Genomic DNA, 22,163 nt, shown 5'->3' on the forward strand with positions numbered 1-22,163 from the left:
CCTCAGAAGCTACAAACAGAATAGATAAGTTGTTAGTAGCCAACTCGAGCTCCTTTCGGAATAACAACAATGCCCTCCTCAGACACGTGGAAGTGTTTTTTATCTTCTTGAAGATTCACACCAATCTGAGTACCAGGAGCAATATCGGCATCCTTGTCGACAATCACACGACGTAAAACACATCCTTCGCCAATTTTTACGTCACCAAGAAGTATACATTCGCTGATATCGCAAGCAGAAGCAATATTACTGCGAAAACCAAGCACCGACTTTTCGATTCTTGAGCCTCTAACATAGCTGCCATTACACACTAAACTATCGATTATCTGCACACGACCATTATCAGAGTCGGTAAATGTCGCAGGTGGTAATGGTGGGTAGTAGGTGTGCAATGGCCATTTACGGTTGTACAGCGAAAATGGTGCATCTTTTTCTAGCAGATCCATATGCGCTTGCCAGTACGCATCAATAGTTCCGACATCACGCCAGTACACCTCTTCTTTTTCGCCACTGATTTTGTTGGTACTGAAGTCATACACGAACACATCACCTCTAGGGAACATCTTTGGAATGATGTCCTTTCCAAAATCATGTGATGAAGCTTCATTATCCGCATCTTCGACCAACTCTGAGAACAATACCTGAGCTTCAAAAACATAGTTACCCATTGAAACTAAAGCGTAATCAGGGTCCCCAGGAATCGATTTCGGATTTGCTGGTTTTTCTTCAAAGCCAATCATACGACCTTCACTATCGACTTCGATAACCCCAAATTGCGACGCCTCTTTTAGTGGCATGCGCAATGCAGATACCGTCAGAGAAGCCTTCTTTTCTGAGTGGAAGTTCAGCATTTGTTTGATATCCATCTTATAGATATGGTCAGAGCCAAAAATACAAACTTGCTCTGGTTCCTCTAATTCCATAAAACGCAGGTTTTGATAGATCGCGTCCGCCGTCCCTTCGTACCAACGTTTACCAGTACGCATTTGAGCGGGAATAGGATCGATAAAGCGGTCTGTAATGCCGTTGATGTTCCACCCCTTTTTTAAGTGATGGAATAAAGATTGAGATTTAAATTGGGTTAGGACGTAAATGCGCATCAGATCCGCATTAACAAAATTGTTTAGAGCAAAATCGATCAATCGATAACTACCACCAAACGGTACCGAAGGTTTACTGCGAGATTCCGTTAAAGGTCTCAAACGAGAGCCTTCACCGCCAGCAAGAATCATTCCCAAAACACCAGCCATTTGTTGTTCTCCATATCGTTATAGCTTGGATTTGGTACTCGCTTGAATGAGTCATACTCGGGGAGTCAAGCGAATACATTTAGCAACCGTCTCTGAGTTTCTGTGAACTCTTACAACACGGATAAAAAAGCTACGGCACTTCCAGTATGCAACGTCCACTCTTTCCTTATTTTTTGACGCAAAAAATGCACACAGTTGCACTAATTTTTGTAATAAATTATCTAAGCGGGTTCTAAATTACAATTTTTAATACGCCATTCTGTGTACCATACAGCTCTTGCGTACTCAAGACGATATCTAGATCACACATGGAAAAGCAAACGATTACATTGTGAAAACAATTTACGAACGGATTCACTACACCGCCGATTTTTTAGCCCAATGTATAACAAATATGTGAATGCAAAATGAAAGTTACAACGAATATTTTTTACATAAAAAATACATCAGCGACTACGAAATATTGATGCAGGGATCTTCTTGCGTCAGCAAAACTCAGTCAAAGCAGCAAAGATCTATACGAACAACACAATGGCCTTTACGCAAAAACAAAACGCAAAAAAGGCAGCGATATCGCTGCCTTTTTACATCACTTAGATCGTACGTTTTTATGCTTTCGCTTTTTTACGCTTATCAGTGACTTCCCACTTACCGTCAACAAAGAGCGCTGTCCAACCACTTGGCTTACCGTTCTCTTCCGAACGAACGTAGTTCTCTTTTGTTTTGCGACTAAAGCGTACGACTGCAGGACGACCATCAGGATCTTCTTGCGGTGCGGTCGCTAGGTATTTGAACTTCTCAGGTAAACGCTCTTCAAAACGTGCCAGTTCAGCAACCAAAGGAGCACGTGTCTCGCGCGATTTCGGGAAGTTGCTTGCCGCCATAAATAGACCTGAAGCACCATCACGAAGTACGAAATACGCATCTGAGTTTTCACATGGCAACTCGGGGAAATGAACAGGATCTTCTTTCGGGGGCGCGACTTCGCCATTCTTCAAGATCTTTCGAGTGTTCTTGCACGTTTCGCTCGTACAATCCATGTATTTACCAAAGCGACCGTTCTTAAGCACCATATCAGAGCCACATTTGTCACATTCAACAACTGGACCATCGTAGCCTTTTACTTTGAACTCGCCGTATTCAACAAGGTAGCCTTCACAGTTCGGGTTATTACCACAAACATGCATCTTACGCTTGTCATCAATCAGGTATGCGTCCATCGCTGTTTCACAGATCGGACAACGCTTTTTAGCACGAAGAGCTGCGGTTTCAACGTCTTCTTCTAGAACGTTAATAATACCTTCTTCGTCACCCAAGTTGATGGTTGTCTTACAACGCTCTTTTGGTGGTAACGCGTAACCTGAACAGCCTAAGAACACACCTGTTGAAGCAGTACGGATGCCCATTGGACGGCTACACGTCGGACATTCGATATCCGTCATGACGATATGGTTTAGCTTCATACCGCCTTCTGACTCATCCAATTCCGCTTTTTCAAGATCGCCAGTAAAATCAGCAAAGAAGTTGTCTAACACAGCTTTCCAGTTCACTTCACCTTCAGCGATTTGGTCCAATTTCTGTTCCATACGCGCAGTAAAGTCGTAGTTCATCAAATCGTTAAAGCTGTCATCAAGGCGGTCAGTAACAATTTCACCCATTTTTTCAGCGTAGAAACGGCGCTGATCAACTTTCACGTAGCCACGATCTTGAATCGTAGAAATGATCGATGCGTAAGTCGACGGACGACCAATGCCTCGTTTCTCCAGCTCTTTAACCAGTGCTGCTTCAGTGTAGCGCGCAGGTGGCTTTGTAAAGTGCTGTTTAGGGTCAAGTGACTCTAAGCTTAGCTTATCGCCAAGTTGTACCGCTGGAAGGATTGTATCCTCGTTTTTGCCCATTGGACGCTGTACACGAGTCCAGCCGTCAAATTTAAGGATACGGCCTTTCGCTTTAAGCGTGTATTCTGCCGCTTTTACGCTAATGGTTGTTGAATCGTATTCTGCTGGCGTCATTTGACACGCTACAAACTGATTCCAAATCAAAGCGTAAAGTTTGTGCGCATCAGCATCGACACCTTGCAGGTCTTCCGCCTTAACACCCACATTTGAAGGACGGATCGCTTCGTGCGCTTCCTGTGCTCCTTCTTTGCTACCGTACGTCAATGGTTTCGCTGGTAGGTACTTATCACCAAACTCAGAACCAATAAAGTCACGTACAGCGTCCACAGCCTCGGCACTTAGGTTAGTCGAGTCAGTACGCATATAAGTGATGTAACCGGCCTCATAGAGGCGCTGAGCTAGCATCATGGTCTTTTTCACGCCGTAGCCCAGACGTGTACTCGCTGCCTGTTGAAGCGTAGAGGTGATGTAAGGTGCTGAGGGCTTGCTCTTTGTAGGGCGGTCTTCACGCTTACATACTTCGTAACTTGCATTCTCAAGTACAGACATCGCTGCTTTGGTTTCTGCCTCATTAACTGGCTTAAACGCAGAACCGTCTTTCTGAGCAACAAGCAGTTTAAAGTCCGCTTTGTCTTTCGTTTTCGTATTCGCATGAATGTCCCAGAATTCTTCTGGTACAAACGCGTTAATCTCACGCTCGCGCTCAACTAACAGTTTCACCGCAACAGACTGCACGCGACCAGCAGATAAACCACGAGCCACTTTTTTCCAAAGTAAAGGTGAAACCATAAAACCAACGACACGGTCCATGAAGCGACGTGCTTGTTGGGCATTTACACCATCCATGTTCAGCTCGCCAGGTGTCTGGAAAGCTTGTTGGATCGCGTTTTTCGTAATTTCGTTAAAAACTACACGTTTGTATCGCTCTTCATCGCCACCGATGATCTCACGAAGGTGCCATGCGATTGCTTCTCCTTCGCGGTCCAAATCGGTTGCGAGATAAACGCAATCTGCGTCTTTGGCGAGTTTTTGTAGTTCGTTGACAACTTTTTCTTTGCCTGGAAGGATTTGGTAATTCGCTTCCCAGTCATGATATGGGTTAATCCCCATCTTTTTGATCAACGCTTTGCGGTCTTTCTCTTTTTTAACGCGCGCTTTCTCTTCCGGACTCATCCCTTTAGTTGAGATGGCTGCGGCTTTTTTCTCACCAGTGCTTTGACCGGCCGTAGGCAGATCACGCACATGACCAACACTAGACTTAACAATAAAGTCTTTACCAAGGTACTTATTTATCGTCTTTGCCTTGGCTGGTGACTCCACTATAACGAGTGATTTACCCATAACTGACTCTAACGTCCTTCATAATAATGCGGGTAGAAACCTTGTTTAAAGGCCACCCGCATAATGTTCTATTTCATTGCTTCTTTTTTTACTATTGTGCGAGATGAAAAGAAGATCAACTGCTTTTTTGAAATTCAGATCCGATTGGTTGACAATTCATCGTCTTTATACTTCAAAGAGACAGGGTTCTGAAAGGTATTGAGCGGCATATCTAAACAGGCAAACTTAGCATCCGCTAATCCAATGCAATAAATTTTGTTACCCATCACAAAATAGTTTGGTTCAATGCTCTGCCATCTTCCTCCGCATCATGCTTATACTCTAAAAATTGATCTGTTTAGTCTTACTGAACGATTGACTGAATTAATCATGCAAACCCATTTTAGTTGTAGGTATACTCAGCGTTCTTAACTGAATAGGATGGTAGAAAGAATATGTCTGATAGAACGTTTATCGAAGAGTTCGACCTTCTTTTGATCGCTAACCAAATCATCCAAGAGCACGATGATTACATCGAGGGAATGCGAGCAACAAGTGTAGAAGAAAAAGAAGGTGTTTTAGTTTTTAAAGGTGAATACTTCCTTGATGACAAAGGTTTACCAACTTCAAATACGACTGCAGTATTCAATATGTTCAAATACTTAGCGCATCACCTTTCTAAGGAATTTACGCTGGTTAAATAGTATTGGGAAACCAAAAAGCCAGAGTGTTATTCACTCTGGCTTTCCTGTTTCAGGTCAGAATATTTAGCAGCTTAAAGCCTTAAGTTTGTCGAAGTAGTCAGGGAACGTTTTCGACGTACACTTTGGATCGTTAATCGTCACAGGCGTATCACTAAGTGCCACCAGCGAAAAACACATCGCCATTCGATGATCATCGTAAGTATCAATCGCAGCATGCTTTAACTGAGAGACAGGTTTGACGATGATGTAGTCTTCCCCTTCTTCCACTTCCGCACCAACTTTACGTAACTCAGTCGCCATAGCTGACAAACGGTCTGTTTCTTTTACACGCCAGTTATAAACGTTACGAATAGCGGTAGTGCCTTCGGCAAATAACGCTGTTGTCGCGATGGTCATTGCAGCATCAGGGATATGGTTGTAATCCATATCAATGCCTTTTAATTGACCAACACGTGAAATTACGTAGTCATCACCCCATTCAATTTCTGCACCCATTTTTTCAAGCGCATCAGCAAATTGAATATCACCTTGAATGCTGTTTTTACCGATACCCGTGACTTTAACTTCTCCGCCTTTGATGGCTGCCGCCGCCAAGAAGTAAGAAGCAGAAGACGCGTCACCTTCAACCAAGAAATCACCTGGAGCGATGTATTGCTGACCGGCTGGGATCACAAACTCTTGATAGTCGTTGTTGATCACATCGACTCCAAACTGCTTCATGATATGCAGGGTGATATCGATATAAGGCTTAGAAACCAAATCGCCTTCGATGTTGATGCGAATTTCACCTTCAGCCAATGGCGCAGACATTAAGAAAGCGGTCAAGAACTGACTTGAAATGGACCCATCGATAGAAACTGTACCTGCTTTTAGGCCAGTACCAATTATTTTGAGAGGCGGAAAGTTCTCGTTTTCCATGTACTCAACGTTCGCACCAGCATCTTTCAGTGCCGTGACAAGGTGACCAATTGGACGCTCTTTCATACGAGGTTCGCCCGTCAGTACATACTCCCCTTCTCCAAGACAAAGAGCCGCAGCTAATGGTCGCATCGCAGTGCCAGCATTGCCGAGAAATAACTCTACCGGCTCTGAGACAGAAAACGGACGCCCAAGGCCTTCAACGAGACATTCTGTTTTATCTTCGGAAAGTTGGTATTGAACGCCTAGTTTAGTCAGCGCATTCAGCATATGACGGATATCATCACTGTCGAGGAGATTAGTAAGGCGAGTTCTGCCTTTAGCAAGAGCAGCAAGTAAAAGAGCTCGATTAGAAACGCTTTTAGAGCCAGGAAGGTTCACTTCCCCTTGAATTTTATTGATAGGTTGTAACGTTAGGCTTTCCATTAAAAGTTGATAATCCTTTGTGCCCTCAACATACGATTTTTTATGAGGGCTAAACAATTCTTCGTGAATTCAGACTACCCAAAAAAACACGACAAAACCAGAGTAAATCGGCGCTAATTTATGAATATCCTCAAGCAGCCTAAAGATACAGAATTAAAGGCATTGCCAGCGATGTAAATCAGAGCGAAAGAAGCACGGCGAAACAGCAAACTATTTCGACTTTATTTGACGATAAGCCAGCCCGACTGTACATGCCTGATTAGGCTTCGTTAGACTAAAACAACCTAGGGTTAATAAGTGATATCAACCCTGACTCCATCATCAAAATATAAAATACGAACTTCATCCCCTCGACTAAATAACATATTTTTATCAACATCTTGGATGACATTAATTAGCTTATCACCCTTCACTTTGATGAGTAGCTCAACTAACTTATATTCAACCGTGTATTGGTAATTACTTTGGTTTTGAGCAACTGCGGCACCTGCAAGCGCACCCACTGCCGTCGCGACTTCTCTTCCCGTACCACCACCAAATTGATTACCGACTAAACCACCGATAGTGGCACCAAGTAGTGTCTTCCAACCGTTACTTTTCGATTGAACAACCTCTTGTTGAGTAATATAACGGACAGAGTCAATCTTCCCGTAAACTACTTCATTAACTGGCTTGGCAACATTTCTTTCATAGGCTGCGTTGGCGACAAGTGGTAAAAACAGTATGATCCCAAGCCATACTTTTACGATATTTCTTAACCAGGTCATCATAAACTCCTCTGACTCCAATGTTGGTAACGACTTCTTATGGCTATTTATTTAACTGAACTCGATGAAACGTTCAACTTTCCCTCACCCTATAAAGCACTCAGCGACCCCAATGGTTTGCTGGCTTTTGGTGGTGACTTAAACCCCATGAGAATCCTCAATGGTTACTATCAAGGCATTTTCCCTTGGTATGGTCCTGGTGAACCTATTTTATGGTGGAGCCCTTCTCCGCGCGCCGTGTTTGACCCATTACAGTTTAAGCCATCTAAAAGTCTCAAAAAATTTCAGCGTAAACATAACTATAAAGTAACACTCAATTTCGCGACAGAAGAAGTGATTAGACTATGTTCTTCAACACGCCCTGCAGAGGAAACATGGCTCAACGAGGAAATGCAAGCTTCCTACATTGAGTTAGCCAAACTTGGTCACTGTCACTCTGTAGAAGTATGGCATGACAACAACCTGGTTGGCGGACTATATGGCATTTGCGTGGGCCAACTTTTTTGCGGAGAGTCGATGTTTAGTCTAAAAGATAACGCATCCAAAATTGCATTGTGGTACTTATGCAACCATTTGGCGTCAAAGCAAGGTCAATTAATCGATTGCCAAGTTATGAATTCTCACTTGGCATCACTTGGCGCATTTGAACTTGAGCGTGACGAATTTATGCAAAAACTACTATCTTTAAGAGAAAAGCAAACACTATTTGATGCCTATCAGCCCCAAGTTTTGCAGGATTCAGTATGAGTACGGATATACAACATATTCGAATAGGGTTGACGAATAATCACCCTTGTAGTTATTTGCCTGAACGGCAAGAGCGGGTTGCGGTGGCGCTTGATGAAAGGCTGCATACTGAAGAAAATTACCAGTTGCTCATGGCTAACGGTTTTCGTCGTAGCGGAGATACCATATATAAACCGCATTGCGAGCATTGCACCGCTTGCCAGCCAATTCGAGTCTCGATTCCAGACCTTAGACTATCAAAAAGTCAGAAGAGGCTGCTTAATAAAGCACAGTCTTTACGCTGGGAAATGAAACCTGAAATGGATGAGGAATGGTTTGAGCTTTACAGTCGGTACATCTGCAAACGGCATAAAAACGGCACTATGTACCCACCAAAGCGTGATGAGTTTGCTCGATTTGCTCAAACCAGCTGGCTGACAACGTCGTTTTTACACATTTACGATGAATCAGATCAATTGCTCGCCATTGCAGTGACAGATTTGATGCCACAATGCTCGAGTGCTTTTTATACTTTCTTTGACCCTGACTACGAGTTATCTCTTGGGACATTAGCGGTGCTTTATCAAATTAAATACTGCCAAGAAAACAAACAACAGTGGCTATATTTGGGATATCAGATTGATGAGTGCCCAGCAATGAGCTACAAAACACGCTTTCAACGCCACCAAAGGCTAGTAAATCAGCGTTGGCGAGGGTAGAATACGCCTCAACTTTACATAATTACTATTTAGCGGCAGAATATAGCCCGCTAATATTGCCTAATTTCTAAAGAGGATTAAATGGCTAAAGAAGACGTAATCGAGATGCAAGGCACAGTCCTTGACACTCTACCAAACACTATGTTCCGTGTTGAACTTGAAAACGGTCACGTTGTGACTGCTCACATCTCTGGCAAGATGCGTAAGAACTACATCCGTATCCTAACGGGTGACAAAGTAACTGTAGAGATGACTCCATACGACCTGTCAAAAGGCCGCATCGTCTTCCGCGCTCGTTAATCTCTGATTTTCGGATGCAATAAAAAACGGAGCAAGCTGCTCCGTTTTTTATTGCACAATTTTTTCCGATTTAGTTCAGATAAAAAAGCGCACGATCTTCTCGTGCGCTTTTGCGTTTGTTACCGACTAACGATTAATGCATCGCTGTCTCTTTCTCACTTAAGTATTCAAACTCAAGCGTATCGTTGACCAGCGTTACTTTCACTGTACCGCCGTCAACTAAAGATCCAAACAACAGTTCGTTAGCCAAAGGCTTCTTAAGCTGTTCTTGGATAACACGCCCCATTGGGCGAGCCCCCATAGCTTTGTCATAACCTTTATGTGCTAACCAATGGCGAGCGTCTTGCGATACTTCCATTGAAACGCCTCTCGCATCAAGTTGCACTTGCAGTTCAACAATGAACTTATCAACCACTTGATGGATAACGCTTTCATCAAGGCTGTTAAACCAGATGATGTTATCAAGACGGTTACGGAACTCAGGAGTAAACACCTTCTTAATTTCCGCCATTGCATCGTGACTGTTGTCTTGTTGAATCAAACCAATTGATTTCTTCTCGGTTTCCGCCACACCTGCGTTAGTTGTCATAACAAGAATGACATTACGGAAGTCTGCTTTGCGACCATTGTTGTCCGTTAGCGTACCGTTATCCATGACTTGCAACAGCAGGTTAAAGATATCAGGGTGCGCTTTTTCAATCTCATCAAGTAATACGACTGAATGTGGGTGCTTAATAACAGCATCAGTTAGCAAACCACCTTGGTCATAACCGACATAACCAGGAGGCGCACCAATTAAGCGACTTACGGAGTGACGCTCACCATACTCAGACATATCAAAACGAAGTAGCTCGATACCTAGAAGCTTAGATAACTGCACTGTCACCTCTGTTTTACCAACCCCTGTTGGGCCTGCAAACAAAAATGAACCAACAGGTTTGTTGTCTACACCCAAACCTGCACGTGTCAGCTTGATCGCCTCGGACAATGCATCAATCGCATTATCTTGACCAAATACCAACATCTTCATTTTGCTATCTAAGTTTTTCAAAATGTCTTTATCTGAAGAAGAAACCGACTTCTCTGGAATTCGCGCCATTTTGGCAACCATTGATTCGATATCAGCCACTCCGACCGTTTTTTTACGACGGCTTGCAGGAGCAAGACGACTACGCGCACCAGCTTCATCAATGACATCAATGGCCTTATCTGGTAGATGGCGTTCATTAATGTATTTAGCCGACAGTTCTACCGCGGCACGCAGTGCTTTATTGGTATAACGTACTTCATGGTGAGCTTCGTACTTCGGCTTCAAGCCCATCAAGATTTTAGTTGTGTCATCTAATGAAGGCTCTACAACGTCTATCTTTTGGAAACGGCGAGACAACGCACGCTCTTTCTCGAAAATGTTGCTGTATTCTTGGTATGTCGTCGAACCAATACAACGCAACTTACCGCTACTCAAAAGAGGCTTAATAAGATTTGCTGCATCGACTTGACCACCAGATGCCGCGCCTGCACCGATGATGGTATGTATTTCATCGATGAACAAAATGGCATCTTCTTCTTTTTCAAGTTGTTTCAAAATCGCCTTGAAGCGCTTTTCAAAATCACCGCGATATTTGGTACCAGCGAGCAAAGAGCCAATATCTAGTGAATAAATCACGCTGTTTTGAATGACCTCAGGGACCTGCCCTTCGACAATTCGCCATGCAAGACCTTCCGCAATGGCTGTTTTACCAACCCCTGCCTCACCCACTAGTAGTGGATTATTCTTGCGGCGTCGGCAAAGTACCTGAATAGTGCGCTCTAACTCTTTATCACGTCCAATTAGTGGGTCGATGTTTCCATCTTTAGCGACTTGATTAAGATTCGTCGCAAAGCTTTCTAGGCGTTCTTCAGAATTAGGCTCTTCAACACTTTCTGAGCTAAACGAGTCTGATGATGAATCCTCACCTGCACCTGATGCTTTAGTAATACCGTGGGAGATGAAATTAACAATATCTAATCGGGAGATGTCATTTTTCTTCAGTAAGTAAGCGGCATGCGACTCTTGTTCACTGAAGATAGCAACAAGCACGTTGGCGCCTGTTACTTCATTACGACCAGACGACTGTACATGAAAGACGGCGCGTTGTAGTACACGTTGAAAACTCAAAGTCGGCTGCGTTTCACGCGTCTCATCACTATCTGGGATAAGAGGCGTAGTTTGATCGATGAAAATATCGAGTTCGTTGCGTAAAGCGTCAAGATCCGCCTTACAAGCTAGAAGGGCTTCCTTAGCTGCATCATTTTCCAACAATGCAAGTAGGAGGTGTTCGACAGTCATAAACTCGTGGCGTTTATCTCGCGCCCGAGCAAATGCACCGTTAAGGCTTGACTCTAGTTCTTTATTTAGCATAAGTACCTCCCGAAAAAACAACTGGGGTTGTTCGAGCAAGTCTTCTTTGTTTACGCTTGCTCCATAGTGCAAAGTAGCGGATGTTCATTTTCCCTTGCGTACATCGTAACTTGCGCTACTTTTGTTTCGGCAATTTCTGCGCTGTATGTGCCGCAGATTGCCTTTCCTTCATAGTGGACCTGAAGCATGATTTGAGTTGCTTTATCAATATCATGTGAGAAAAATCGCTCAAGCACCTCTATGACGAAATCCATAGGTGTATAGTCATCATTATTGAGTACGACATTGTACAGCTTAGGTGGCTGGACTTTCGTACTTTCTCGCTCCAGAAGATCAGAGTCCGGAGTGACCCATTCAAAATTTTTACTCATGGCAATCTAAAGATATCGTATCAAAGGGTTGATGTTTTCGACCTATAAAAACAATCTACCACAAGCGTGCAACGCGGTGTAGTGAGTTATGGCACCGAATTCGATCTTTGATCGATAAAAGTTGCTACCTAATATAGAGACTAATGCACGTCTTGATACGGCGCAAATAAAAGATGCTTGTCGATAAGTTACACATTTTTTCTTATAAAAGAACTTTCTATTTATTGCTTTCGGACTATTGCAAACCACCCCATCATCTTCTATCTGGATCACACTTCCTCATTGAGAATACGGTAATTATCACGAAAACTTCATTTTTTATTCAGTCAGAGGATTCTTCTACCATAAGCAACACGGACAGTATGGCTTTTTCAGTATGAACCACTTCATAGGCAAATTGACTAAACTTCTGCGTATATACGAAAAACTGTTTGCAAATTTGTTAATCTCAAAAGTGATTTGTTTTCAATTATGTTTCTGTTTGTTGCTCACTGCTATTGACTGTCGAAATTCATTGACTACAGTGGAAAGTGTCGATGCATAAATCATCATTTTGAAACATCTCTTCTTTAAGTGGTTTGATGAATGTGACTTATCATTGATTTGACGTTTGTTGGCATTCGCTGACAATGGTAGTACCAAGTTAAAGGTATAACTTGGTTGCAGTAACAACATCAGTAAAAAATGCATGAGGGATGTAAAGCATGGCTACAGGTACAGTAAAGTGGTTTAACAATGCCAAAGGATTTGGGTTTATTTGTTCAGATGAAGAAGAGGGAGATATCTTTGCCCACTACTCAACTATCCAGATGGACGGTTATCGTACACTGAAAGCAGGCCAACAAGTCTCTTACGAGATTGAAAAAGGTCCCAAAGGCTGTCACGCGAGTAGCGTCGTGCCTCTTGAAGGCCAAGCCAAATAATTAGAGCGCTGTCGAAATATAAAAATATTGCTCTCGAAACGCCACGTTGATGTTTTGAAGAGAAAAATAAACCCGCCAAGATAGCGGGTTTCTTACTATTTAGAGCACGTGTTACAAAAGGAACACTTACAACGCACTTACAGGATAGGAAACACGCCGAAAACGACGTGTTTTTTAACACTAACTTACTTGTTAATGATTGCGTTAAAGGTTTCGCTTGGACGCATCAATTTAGAAACCAATGCATCGTCTAGTAAGTAGTAACCTCCTAGCTCACCTTTCACGCCTTGCGCATTATTTAGCTCAGCAACGATCGTTTCTTCCTGCTCTGACAGCGCTTTTGCAATTGGTGCAAATTCAGCAGCAAGATCCGCATCATCCGTTTGCTCTGAAAGCGCTTTCGCCCAGTAAAGTGCAAGATAGAAGTGGCTTCCACGGTTATCTAGCTCACCCACTTTGCGTGACGGAGATTTGTTGGTGTCTAAAAACTCACCAGTCGCTTTGTCTAGTGTATCTGCTAGAACCTGAGCCTTAGGATTGTTTGTCGCTACACTTAAATGCTCTAACGAAGCTGCAAGCGCTAGGAACTCGCCCAAAGAATCCCAACGAAGGTGATTCTCTTTTTCTACTTGTTGAACGTGCTTAGGAGCAGAACCACCAGCGCCTGTTTCAAATAGACCACCACCATTCATCAATGGAACAATAGATAGCATCTTAGCAGACGTACCTAACTCTAGAATTGGGAACAAGTCTGTTAGGTAGTCACGAAGAACATTACCTGTAACAGAGATAGTATCTAGGCCCGCTTTCATACGCTCTAGTGAGTACTTACAAGCTTCAACAGGAGATAGGATCTTAATCTCTAGACCGTCAGTATCGTGATCTGGTAGGTAGGCGTTTACTTTCTTGATGAGCTCAGCATCGTGCGCGCGGTTTTCATCTAGCCAGAATACAGCTGGAACACCTGTTGCACGTGCGCGAGTCACTGCTAGTTTAACCCAATCTTGGATTGGTGCGTCTTTAACCTGACACATACGGAAGATATCACCTTCTTCAACCGCTTGATCTAACAGTACGTTACCTGAAGCATCAACAACGCGAACAGTACCCGCAGCGTCTAGAATGAATGTCTTGTCGTGAGAACCATACTCTTCAGCTTTCTGAGCCATTAGACCAACGTTAGGTACGCTACCCATAGTGGTTGGATCAAATGCGCCGTGCTCTTTACAGAAATCAATAACCGCTTGGTAAATACCTGCGTAGCTACGATCTGGAATCATCGCTTTGGTGTCTTTTTGTTTACCATCTGGTCCCCACATTTGACCCGAAGAGCGAAGCATTGCTGGCATAGAAGCATCTACAATAATGTCACTTGGTACATGTAAGTTTGTGATACCACGATCAGAGTCAACCATCGCAAGTTCTGGTTGAGTTTGGTAAACCGCTTGAATGGCCGCTTCAATTTCTGCTTTTTGCGCTTCAGGTAGAGACTCAATTTTTGAGTAAACATCACCGATGCCATTGTTTACATCAACGCCTAGCTCTTCAAACAGCTTACCGTACTTATCGAAAACGTCTTTGTAGTAAACTTTTACGGCATGGCCGAAAATGACAGGGTCAGAAACTTTCATCATCGTCGCTTTCATATGAAGAGACAGCAGCACGTCTTGTGCTTTCGCTTCAGCAATCTCTTTCTCGAAAAATTCAACCAACGCCTTCTTCTTCATTACTGAAGTATCAATGACTTCTTTATCTAGTAATGGGAACGCAGACTTAAGCTCTTTAACTGTACCATCATTACCGACAAACTCGATTTTGACATCTGTTGCACCAGAGATAGTTGTAGACTTTTCGCTACCAAAGAAGTCATTGTCTGACATGCTCGCAACATGAGACTTAGATTCTGCTGACCATGCACCCATTGAGTGTGGGTTTTTCTTCGCGTAGTTCTTAACCGAAGTCGGAGCACGACGGTCTGAGTTACCTTCACGAAGTACTGGGTTAACCGCACTACCTTTGATTTTGTCGTAAGCCGCTTTAATCGCTTTCTCTTCGTACGTGCTCGGCTCTTCTGGGTAGTTTGGTAAATCGTAACCTTTCGCCTGAAGCTCTTTAATCGCCGCTTTAAGCTGAGGAACTGAAGCTGAAATGTTAGGTAGCTTGATGATATTTGCTTCTGGAGTTTGAGCTAGTTCACCAAGCTCAGTCAACGCATCGCCAATGCGCTGTTCTTCTTTTAGATGCTCTGGGAAGTTAGCGATAATTCGACCTGCTAGTGAAATATCACGAGTATCTACATTGATGCCAGACGATGCTGTGAATGATTGAATGATTGGTAGTAATGAATAAGTTGCTAGCGCCGGCGCTTCATCAGTGATGGTGTAGATAATTGTAGGTTTTTCTGTAGGCATGAAATTTCCCTATTTTTTAATCAACTTGTTGGCTGATCAACTCAGCGTCTGAGTTGGTTTAATTGACGCATTGCTGCACGTTAGCAGTACATGTCTCCTCACTAACGCCACATGCGGTTCGCACTCTTTGTTGTAGTTTGAAGCTCTAAGCTCTGAATCCATGAGTGCACTGATATAATTAAACAAATAACACGAATTAGTCTATCATTCTGTGCGCGTTTGTTAGTTTTAGGCGCGCAAATCATATCCGATCATGAGAAAACTTAAAACTTTCAAACACAGTTCATTTACATTTTTGCAGGGTAGTTAACATGTCATCTCGTACAGGTCAGGAAAAAGGTCGCAGTCGTAACCAGTCTAAAACGGGCCATTTTAAACACTCAGGAGCTCGCAATGGCTCGAAGACTCGTACTCAGCAAGACCGCCGCCCTAATCGCCCAACAAAAAGCCAAAAGCCAAAAGTGGCCCCTAAAGATCGTAAAGTCATTATTTTCAATAAGCCTTACGATACGCTCAGTCAATTTACCGATGGCGATGGTCGCAAAACGTTAGCGGACTATATCCCAATCAAAAATGTCTATGCGGCTGGCCGATTGGACCGAGACAGCGAAGGTTTGATGGTACTCACTAACGATGGCATCTTGCAGGCGAAGCTAACGCAGCCAAAGTCAAAATCGCCGAAGACTTATTGGGTTCAAGTTGATGGCGCTCCTCAGGAGCAAGATCTTGAAAAATTGAGAAAGGGAGTAGAGCTAAAAGATGGTATGACTCTACCAGCCGAAGTTGAAGTTATTCCAGAACCACAAGTCTGGGACAGAACGCCTCCGGTCCGTTTTCGCGCAAATATCCCTACCACTTGGTTAGCCATTACCATTATTGAAGGAAGAAATCGTCAGGTGCGTCGCATGACTGCGCACATTGGCTTCCCTACTTTGCGCCTCATTCGTCATTCGATGGGTGATATCGTCCTTAACGACCTAATGCCTGGTGAATGGAGAGAAATCTCTCTCTAACAAGCAGAAAAGATAAAAGCAGGCTTAAAGCCTGCTTTTTAGATTCATACTTTTTCAGTTAAGCCCTATCTAATGAACTAAGGGATTACTGCTCAGCAAGCCAGTTTTTAAAGGCCTCTTTTTCCGCCGGAGACGCTTTCTGGTACATCGTCTTTAATACATCAACCATTGGGCTGTCGTTTGATGCGGCTGTTGAACGGGTATCACTAGTCTCAACTAGAGGCTCGATATCACTTACTGATTGTTGATGCTGATTCACAGTTACATAACTAACGGCAACACTCGCGATACCGCCAGCAATATTGTAGTTGCGAGATTCTTGAGGGTAATTACGACCAATTTGAACACCATCTGACTCTAATACATCTTCGACCAAAGCAATAGGTTGGCCTTTGGTATCCAGTAATTGCCAATTTAGAGGCGAGATGTTGTTTTGCGCTTGGCGAAGAGTTTTAAACTCTGGCAGTTCAAACGTTAGCTTTTCGTTTTCAGCATCAAATTTAGCAACGATTACATCACTGTAAACCGTCTTAAGGTTTTCGTTAATTTCGAATGTAGGTTGATATTTGAAGACAATTTGATTCGTTCCGTCAGGTAGTTCGATTGTCTTCTCACTAGAAAAAAGACCACCTTCTAGATCTGGCTTCTCCATGTTGACGGCCAATAACTTCACGTCTTCTGGAACCACTAAAGTCGTTGCAGCGTAGAGGTTTGTACTGGCAAAAATAGACAGTGCCATTGCCACTTTTAATGATAACTGCATAGAATTTTTCATCCTTATCTTCATAGTAAAAGACCCAGCATATAGCTGGGTCTTACAATATCAAACTGGGTATTGATTACCAGTAGAAACGAGCACCAACACCGAAGTTAGTTGCGTCGTCTGTGTCTTTGTTGTCGAAGTCAGTACCTTCGAAAGTGTAACCCGCTTCTGCGAATACACGTGCCCATTTAGAGAACTTGTATTCAACACCAGCGTAGAACCAAGAAGAGTCTGCGTCTACTTTACCTGCTTCGTCAGTAGACTGAGCTAGGTACTCGTAACCAGAGTATAGAGTTGTTTTAGGAGCAACAGCGAACATACCAGCTACAACGATGTAGTGTGAATCAACTGTTGATTTACCTAGCTTATCTTCGTTTTCGTTGTAGTAGTACGTAGCACCTAGAGTGTGCTCGTTTAGTGCGTACTCAGCAGTTACTTCAAAAGATAGGTTTTCGTTATCAGTACGCTCTGTGTGAGAAACTGTTTGCTCTACACCATTAAGAACTAGTTTTTTCTCTTTAGTTACGTTGATGTCGTTGTTCGCAGTAAGTACACCAGCGTGTAGAGATAGGTCGTTGAAAGATTTACCAACGAATACTTCTAGTACTTCTTCGTTAGAATCTTTTTCGCCTAGCGCGTAACCAGCTTTTAGCCAGAACGCGTCATTTTCGTAAGCGTATTTGATTTGAGAATCGTTGTTCCAAGCGTGACCGTATGCAGTTTCCGCTGCGTTACCACCGAAGAAGTAAGAGTAATCTGCGAAGTATACGTCATCAGCCCAAGTACCTTCTTTACCGAAGCGAAGAGTACCCATATCACCCATATCAAAACCGATGATGTGGCGACGTACGTATACAGAGTCATCTGTACGCTCGCTTGAATCAGCACCTGCGTCGTAGTTGTCACCTAGAGCAACACCGATTTCAACTTCACCCAGAACTTTTAGGCTTTCGTCAACAACGTAAACCGCGTTCACACCAGTACGAGAAGAGCTAGTGTTTAGCTCTGCTGTGTGATCAGTTTTTTCTGTGAATAGAAGAGTTGGACGTAGCTGACCGTAGAAATCTACAGAACCTTCTTCAGATTTGAATACTTCAGCTGCGTTCACTGAAGTTGCAGACGCAACTACAGCTAGTGCTAATAGAGTTTTTTTCATAATTAATCCACTGCCTTTTCTTAGTTCGGGATATCCTTGTCCGGTTCCCTTTTTTTATATGTTTGAGGTAGAGCGTTAACAAAACGTTATACAGCACCTCCTCAAAATCTGGAGCTAAGAGTGCAAAAGATTATTCTGGCTGTCAAATTTTCTAAATACCAATGTAAAAAAAACAAAATACCATTATAAAACAACAACTTGATAAGTTTACCTTTATTTATTCGACGAACATCTAACCAATCTCCATTATTATTTGTAATTTACAAAATTATTAACAAATGGTTTTTTAATCCAATAAGTAAATTTAAAAAAACAAAAAAAAGAATAAAGACCCACAAATCAGACCAAGTTGGAGTTTTATATTTTTCATATAATGAAATTAATTTCATTAAGATAAGGTTCAATATTTTTTTGTGAAGGAGATCTACATTCCTTATAAAAGCATTCCGTTTTGTGAACTACTGTACAACTAGTGATGTGTGCTACTATTCGCCTCCAACGCATTTGAGGCCCGTATGCTGACCAGTAACATTCAAAAATCGATTCGTAATAGCTATCAAAACCTTCAAGATCAACTTGATAACTTTGTGCCTAGAAGAGCACAAAACTACCTTGTTGCAGAGATTGCAAAAACGCTGTGCGGTCAGTATCACAAATCTAACCGAATACTCGTTGCAGAAGCAGGGACTGGAATTGGTAAATCGCTCTCCTATCTAATGGCGACCATTCCCGTGGCTGTACATAACAATAGAAAAGTGGTTATCTCAACGGCGACCGTCGCTCTGCAAGAGCAGCTCATAAATAAAGACCTCCCTCTTTTTCGTCGGATTACCGACCGAGAGTTTTCTTTTATTTTGGCAAAAGGCCGTCAACGCTATTGTTGTGCAGAAAAGCTCGCTACTGCTAGCGGTGCTGATGGTGGCCAGTTAGCCATGTTTGAAACCAAACCTAAGCAAAAAGATATAGAGCTGTTAGAAACAATGCATCGCTCTCTTGCGCAAGGTAAATGGGACGGTGACCGTGATTCTTGGCCTAAACCCATCGACGATAAGCTTTGGCAACTGATTGTCAGTGATAAACACAGTTGCAATAACAGTTTACCAGGCCACCGCGGCTGCCCATTCCAAAAAGCGCGCTCAGAGTTGGATAAAAACGATGTCATCATTGCTAACCACTCTCTCGTCATGGCAGACGCAGATTTAGGTGGCGGCGTGATTTTACCTGAGCCAGAAAATACGATATACGTCTTCGACGAGGCACATCACTTACCTCACGTCGCTCGTGACCATGCTTCAGCATCTGCGAGTTTAAAAGGTGCGGCAGCATGGCTTGAGAAGTTAAATCAGTCGATTAGTAAGTTTTCATCACTCGCAGACGAGAAACGCGTAGCTCGATTTCGCAACGACCTTCAAGACGCGGTTCAGAACTTGATACCGGCACTGACTCAATTGCCCAAACAGTTCGACCCAGCTCAATTTGAAGAGGGTATCTACCGCTTCGAACACGGTGAACTACCTGAGTGGCTAGAGAACCAATCCAAAGAACTAAAACAGTTCAGTAAAAAAGCAAATCAGAGCGTGGCAAAAATTGCCGACCTTATTGCGGAAAGAGTAAAAGACGGGGAGCTTGCGACAAGGTTGGCTGAACCAGCGCTTGCAGAGCTCGGTTTCTACATTCAAAGGTTAGAAAACCTAGCGCAAGTATGGCATTTAATGGCTGAACCAACTCGTGAAAAAGGTGCGCCTTTAGCTCGCTGGTTAGAAACCCACCCCGATCGCGAGGGTGATTTCATTGTGAGTGTTTCGCCACTTGAAATTGGATGGCAACTCGACCAACAGATTTGGAGCAGATGTATTGGCGCCATTTTGGTTTCCGCAACGATGCGTGCATTAAACTCTTTCCATTACTTTTGCCATCAGGTTGGTATTGATGGAAAACCAGAATCAGGCACTCAGTTTTTAGCGCTTGCGTCACCATTCGATTACCAAAACCAGGCAGAATTGCTCATCCCTGCGATGAAATATGAACCACCAGCGCCTCAATTTACTGAATATCTTATTGAGACCTTGCCTAAGTACTTGGAAGACAAGAAAGCCAACTTAGTATTATTCTCATCCTATTGGCAGATGAACCAAGTCGCGAAGGCACTCTCTTCGGAGTTCATAAAAAAAGGCTGGGCGTTGCAAGTTCAAGGTGAAAGCTCACGTCAAGAAATTCTAAAAAAACATAAAAAGTTAATAGAATCAAATAAAACCAGCATCTTATTTGGTACTGGCAGTTTCTCTGAGGGGCTAGATTTACCTGGCGAATTACTTGAAAACTTGGTGATTACAAAAATTCCATTTGGTGTTCCAACCTCCCCTGTTGAGCAGGCTCACTCCGAATACATCGAGAAAAAAGGAGGAAACCCGTTTATGCAAATAACTGTACCTGACGCAAGCAAAAAGCTGATCCAGAGCGTAGGTCGCTTACTGCGTAAAGAGAGAGATTCTGGTAGAGTAACGATTCTTGATCGACGCCTAGTCACTAAGCGATACGGACAAGCCTTAATCGACTCACTACCTCCATTTAAACGTAAAATAGAATATTAGAAGAATCACCATTTATGGAAATGATTGAGCCAACCATGCTGTTGGTGTTGGCGCTTGTCGCTTTTGTCGCAGGATTTATTGATGCAGTTGCCGGTGGTGGTGGCATGCTTACCGTACCTGCTCTACTTTCGCTAGGCTTGCCGCCTCATATTGCACTAGGCACCAATAAACTTGCCGCTACCTTTGCTTCTTCTACTGCAGCATTTACGTACTACAAAAAACGTCTATTCAAACCTCAATGCTGGAGGCGTGCATTCGTGGCAACACTCGTCGGAGCGACATTAGGTACGCTATTTGTAGATGCGATTAGTACGGATTGGCTGGAAAAAGGATTGCCGCTTGTTATTTTGGCGGCAGCGTTGTATACCGTTTTTCATAAAACACCCCACTCTGCTCATCAAAGTCCAATACCCGAGCCTTGTCCAAAACTTCATAAAAAACAGTACATGCAAGGCTTATCCATAGGATTCTACGACGGACTCGCAGGGCCTGGAACTGGGGCTTTTTGGACAGTAAGTTCAATGGCGCTGTACCGGCTGAATATCTTGCTCGCTTCTGGCTTAGCAAAAGCAATGAACTTTACCAGTAACTTTACCTCTTTGATCACTTTTGCATTCCTCGGACATATCAACTGGGTGCTAGGCTTAACAATGGGAGTATGTTTAATGGCTGGTGCTTTTGTTGGCGCGCACTCCGCTATTAGATTTGGTTCTAAATTCATTCGTCCTGTATTTGTTACTGTCGTCAGCATACTAGCCATTAAATTGGCTTATGACGCATGGTTTGTAGGTTTGTCATGAACATTTCTCAACTCCAGGAAAATCTAGAACAAATGGCGAAGCAAGCCGCTGTTCTTGACCGTCAAAGAGGCGAACATCATGTTCCGCTTTTTGATGAGCGTTTATTTGGTTGCCGCTCTCGCTTACTTACTCCTTGCGTAAAAGAAGCAAAAGCCACGCTGGATGCGATTGTGCGTGAGCAAAATGAAGGTAAGCTCACCGCTTTGCGCGCTGAGTACCTCACTGAACGGTTAGTGGCGCAAATCGGTGCGATTCAACGCGAGATTTCTACCACTAAAATTCGTAAGAATGAAATCAAACATAGCAGCCATTTCCGTAAGCCTATCAACGTGCTTTATCAGGAGCTCGCTCAACACCAAGAGTGGGCAAGACGCTTGCGCGAGATGGTGTTAGAAAAAGAACGTGCTGTCGAAAGCGCTCCGAGTTTTATGCGTGCCGACGCTCAAAAAGTATTACTAGCAACCGAGCAACGTTTAGCGCGTTGTGAAGCAGCACTTCTTAAGCTAGAGAACCAAATTACACATAGGGAAAAACATCAATAATGGCTGACCAACCAACCTCGCCTTTAGATGACGCACCTGAAGAGATCAAACTGGCTGTCGATTTAATCTATTTGCTTGAGAGCAATGAGATAGATCCAGAAGTTGCGCTTAACGCTTTAAAGATCGTGCAAAACGACTTAGAAAACAAATTAAAAGCAAAGTAG

General features: G+C 43.2%; 19 protein-coding genes. 10 read left to right on the forward strand and 9 right to left on the reverse strand.

Going from position 1 to position 22,163, the window contains the following annotated elements:
- Nucleotides 1-32 precede the first annotated feature (32 nt).
- Nucleotides 33-1,250 carry a glucose-1-phosphate adenylyltransferase gene (gene glgC, locus R7E00_RS16400; RefSeq protein ID WP_005378352.1) on the reverse strand — a complete coding sequence of 406 codons (1,218 nt, stop codon included), beginning with the start codon at nucleotides 1,248-1,250 and terminating at the stop codon, nucleotides 33-35.
- A gap of 608 nt (nucleotides 1,251-1,858) precedes the next feature.
- Nucleotides 1,859-4,489 carry a type I DNA topoisomerase gene (gene topA, locus R7E00_RS16405; protein WP_005378351.1) on the reverse strand — a complete coding sequence of 877 codons (2,631 nt, stop codon included), beginning with the start codon at nucleotides 4,487-4,489 and terminating at the stop codon, nucleotides 1,859-1,861.
- 434 nt (nucleotides 4,490-4,923) lie between these two features.
- On the opposite strand from topA, the gene R7E00_RS16410 reads away from it, so the two are divergent.
- A complete protein-coding gene (locus R7E00_RS16410; RefSeq protein WP_005387884.1) occupies nucleotides 4,924-5,172 on the forward strand; it encodes a YciN family protein in 249 nt (82 codons plus the stop codon).
- 63 nt (nucleotides 5,173-5,235) lie between these two features.
- Here R7E00_RS16410 and aroA read toward each other — a convergent pair whose 3' ends face one another.
- Complete coding sequence (gene aroA, locus R7E00_RS16415; RefSeq protein WP_005387883.1) at nucleotides 5,236-6,516, reverse strand: 3-phosphoshikimate 1-carboxyvinyltransferase; 1,281 nt, start codon at nucleotides 6,514-6,516, stop codon at nucleotides 5,236-5,238.
- A gap of 290 nt (nucleotides 6,517-6,806) precedes the next feature.
- Nucleotides 6,807-7,283 carry a glycine zipper 2TM domain-containing protein gene (locus R7E00_RS16420; RefSeq protein WP_005378348.1) on the reverse strand — a complete coding sequence of 159 codons (477 nt, stop codon included), beginning with the start codon at nucleotides 7,281-7,283 and terminating at the stop codon, nucleotides 6,807-6,809.
- A 39-nt stretch (nucleotides 7,284-7,322) separates the two neighbouring features.
- On the opposite strand from R7E00_RS16420, the gene aat reads away from it, so the two are divergent.
- The 3 genes from aat (at nucleotide 7,323) to infA (ending at nucleotide 9,028) form a co-directional block, all read left to right on the forward strand.
- Complete coding sequence (gene aat, locus R7E00_RS16425; RefSeq protein WP_262606133.1) at nucleotides 7,323-8,030, forward strand: leucyl/phenylalanyl-tRNA--protein transferase; 708 nt, start codon at nucleotides 7,323-7,325, stop codon at nucleotides 8,028-8,030.
- Nucleotides 8,027-8,728: an arginyltransferase gene (locus R7E00_RS16430; protein WP_053307475.1), complete on the forward strand. Its 702-nt coding sequence runs from the start codon at nucleotides 8,027-8,029 to the stop codon at nucleotides 8,726-8,728. Before aat ends, R7E00_RS16430 begins: the two co-directional genes overlap by 4 nt.
- 81 nt (nucleotides 8,729-8,809) lie before the next feature.
- Nucleotides 8,810-9,028, forward strand: coding sequence for a translation initiation factor IF-1 (gene infA, locus R7E00_RS16435; RefSeq protein ID WP_001040192.1), 219 nt, complete (start codon nucleotides 8,810-8,812; stop codon nucleotides 9,026-9,028).
- Between the two features lie 133 nt (nucleotides 9,029-9,161).
- Here infA and clpA read toward each other — a convergent pair whose 3' ends face one another.
- Together clpA and clpS are read right to left on the reverse strand one after the other, a co-directional pair.
- Nucleotides 9,162-11,429, reverse strand: coding sequence for an ATP-dependent Clp protease ATP-binding subunit ClpA (gene clpA / locus R7E00_RS16440; protein WP_005387879.1), 2,268 nt, complete (start codon nucleotides 11,427-11,429; stop codon nucleotides 9,162-9,164).
- Nucleotides 11,430-11,479: 50 nt separating this feature from the next.
- The gene (clpS, locus tag R7E00_RS16445; RefSeq protein WP_005378419.1) at nucleotides 11,480-11,800 is read right to left on the reverse strand and encodes an ATP-dependent Clp protease adapter ClpS; all 321 of its coding nucleotides are present in this window, start codon (nucleotides 11,798-11,800) and stop codon (nucleotides 11,480-11,482) included.
- A gap of 704 nt (nucleotides 11,801-12,504) precedes the next feature.
- Here clpS and cspD point away from each other — a divergent pair.
- On the forward strand, nucleotides 12,505-12,723 hold the full coding sequence (gene cspD / locus R7E00_RS16450) for a cold shock domain-containing protein CspD (RefSeq protein ID WP_005378407.1): 219 nt from the start codon (nucleotides 12,505-12,507) through the stop codon (nucleotides 12,721-12,723).
- A gap of 185 nt (nucleotides 12,724-12,908) precedes the next feature.
- Here cspD and R7E00_RS16455 read toward each other — a convergent pair whose 3' ends face one another.
- Entirely contained in the window at nucleotides 12,909-15,134 is a 2,226-nt protein-coding gene (locus R7E00_RS16455; RefSeq protein ID WP_262606134.1) for an NADP-dependent isocitrate dehydrogenase, read from the reverse strand.
- A 311-nt stretch (nucleotides 15,135-15,445) separates the two neighbouring features.
- Between R7E00_RS16455 and R7E00_RS16460 the strand changes: the two genes are divergently transcribed.
- A complete protein-coding gene (locus R7E00_RS16460; protein WP_005387874.1) occupies nucleotides 15,446-16,147 on the forward strand; it encodes a pseudouridine synthase in 702 nt (233 codons plus the stop codon).
- Nucleotides 16,148-16,232: 85 nt separating this feature from the next.
- Here R7E00_RS16460 and R7E00_RS16465 read toward each other — a convergent pair whose 3' ends face one another.
- Together R7E00_RS16465 and R7E00_RS16470 are read right to left on the reverse strand one after the other, a co-directional pair.
- The gene (locus R7E00_RS16465) at nucleotides 16,233-16,910 is read right to left on the reverse strand and encodes a DUF2057 family protein (protein ID WP_025766923.1); all 678 of its coding nucleotides are present in this window, start codon (nucleotides 16,908-16,910) and stop codon (nucleotides 16,233-16,235) included.
- A 76-nt stretch (nucleotides 16,911-16,986) separates the two neighbouring features.
- Nucleotides 16,987-18,066, reverse strand: coding sequence for a porin (locus tag R7E00_RS16470; protein ID WP_005378424.1), 1,080 nt, complete (start codon nucleotides 18,064-18,066; stop codon nucleotides 16,987-16,989).
- A gap of 515 nt (nucleotides 18,067-18,581) precedes the next feature.
- Here R7E00_RS16470 and dinG point away from each other — a divergent pair.
- The 4 genes from dinG to rsmS are packed head-to-tail and all read left to right on the forward strand — an operon-like array spanning nucleotide 18,582 to nucleotide 22,163.
- Complete coding sequence (gene dinG, locus R7E00_RS16475; protein WP_167415105.1) at nucleotides 18,582-20,657, forward strand: ATP-dependent DNA helicase DinG; 2,076 nt, start codon at nucleotides 18,582-18,584, stop codon at nucleotides 20,655-20,657.
- A gap of 14 nt (nucleotides 20,658-20,671) precedes the next feature.
- Entirely contained in the window at nucleotides 20,672-21,457 is a 786-nt protein-coding gene (locus tag R7E00_RS16480; protein ID WP_005387866.1) for a sulfite exporter TauE/SafE family protein, read from the forward strand.
- Nucleotides 21,454-21,999 (forward strand): primosomal replication protein, encoded by a 546-nt coding sequence (locus R7E00_RS16485; protein ID WP_005378431.1) that lies wholly within the window; start codon nucleotides 21,454-21,456, stop codon nucleotides 21,997-21,999. Before R7E00_RS16480 ends, R7E00_RS16485 begins: the two co-directional genes overlap by 4 nt.
- Nucleotides 21,999-22,163 carry a pleiotropic regulatory protein RsmS gene (gene rsmS / locus R7E00_RS16490; protein ID WP_005378432.1) on the forward strand — a complete coding sequence of 55 codons (165 nt, stop codon included), beginning with the start codon at nucleotides 21,999-22,001 and terminating at the stop codon, nucleotides 22,161-22,163. Before R7E00_RS16485 ends, rsmS begins: the two co-directional genes overlap by 1 nt.

Origin of the sequence: Vibrio sp. Vb1755 (assembly GCF_033338635.1) — a bacterium.
Lineage (GTDB): Bacteria > Pseudomonadota > Gammaproteobacteria > Enterobacterales > Vibrionaceae > Vibrio > Vibrio alginolyticus.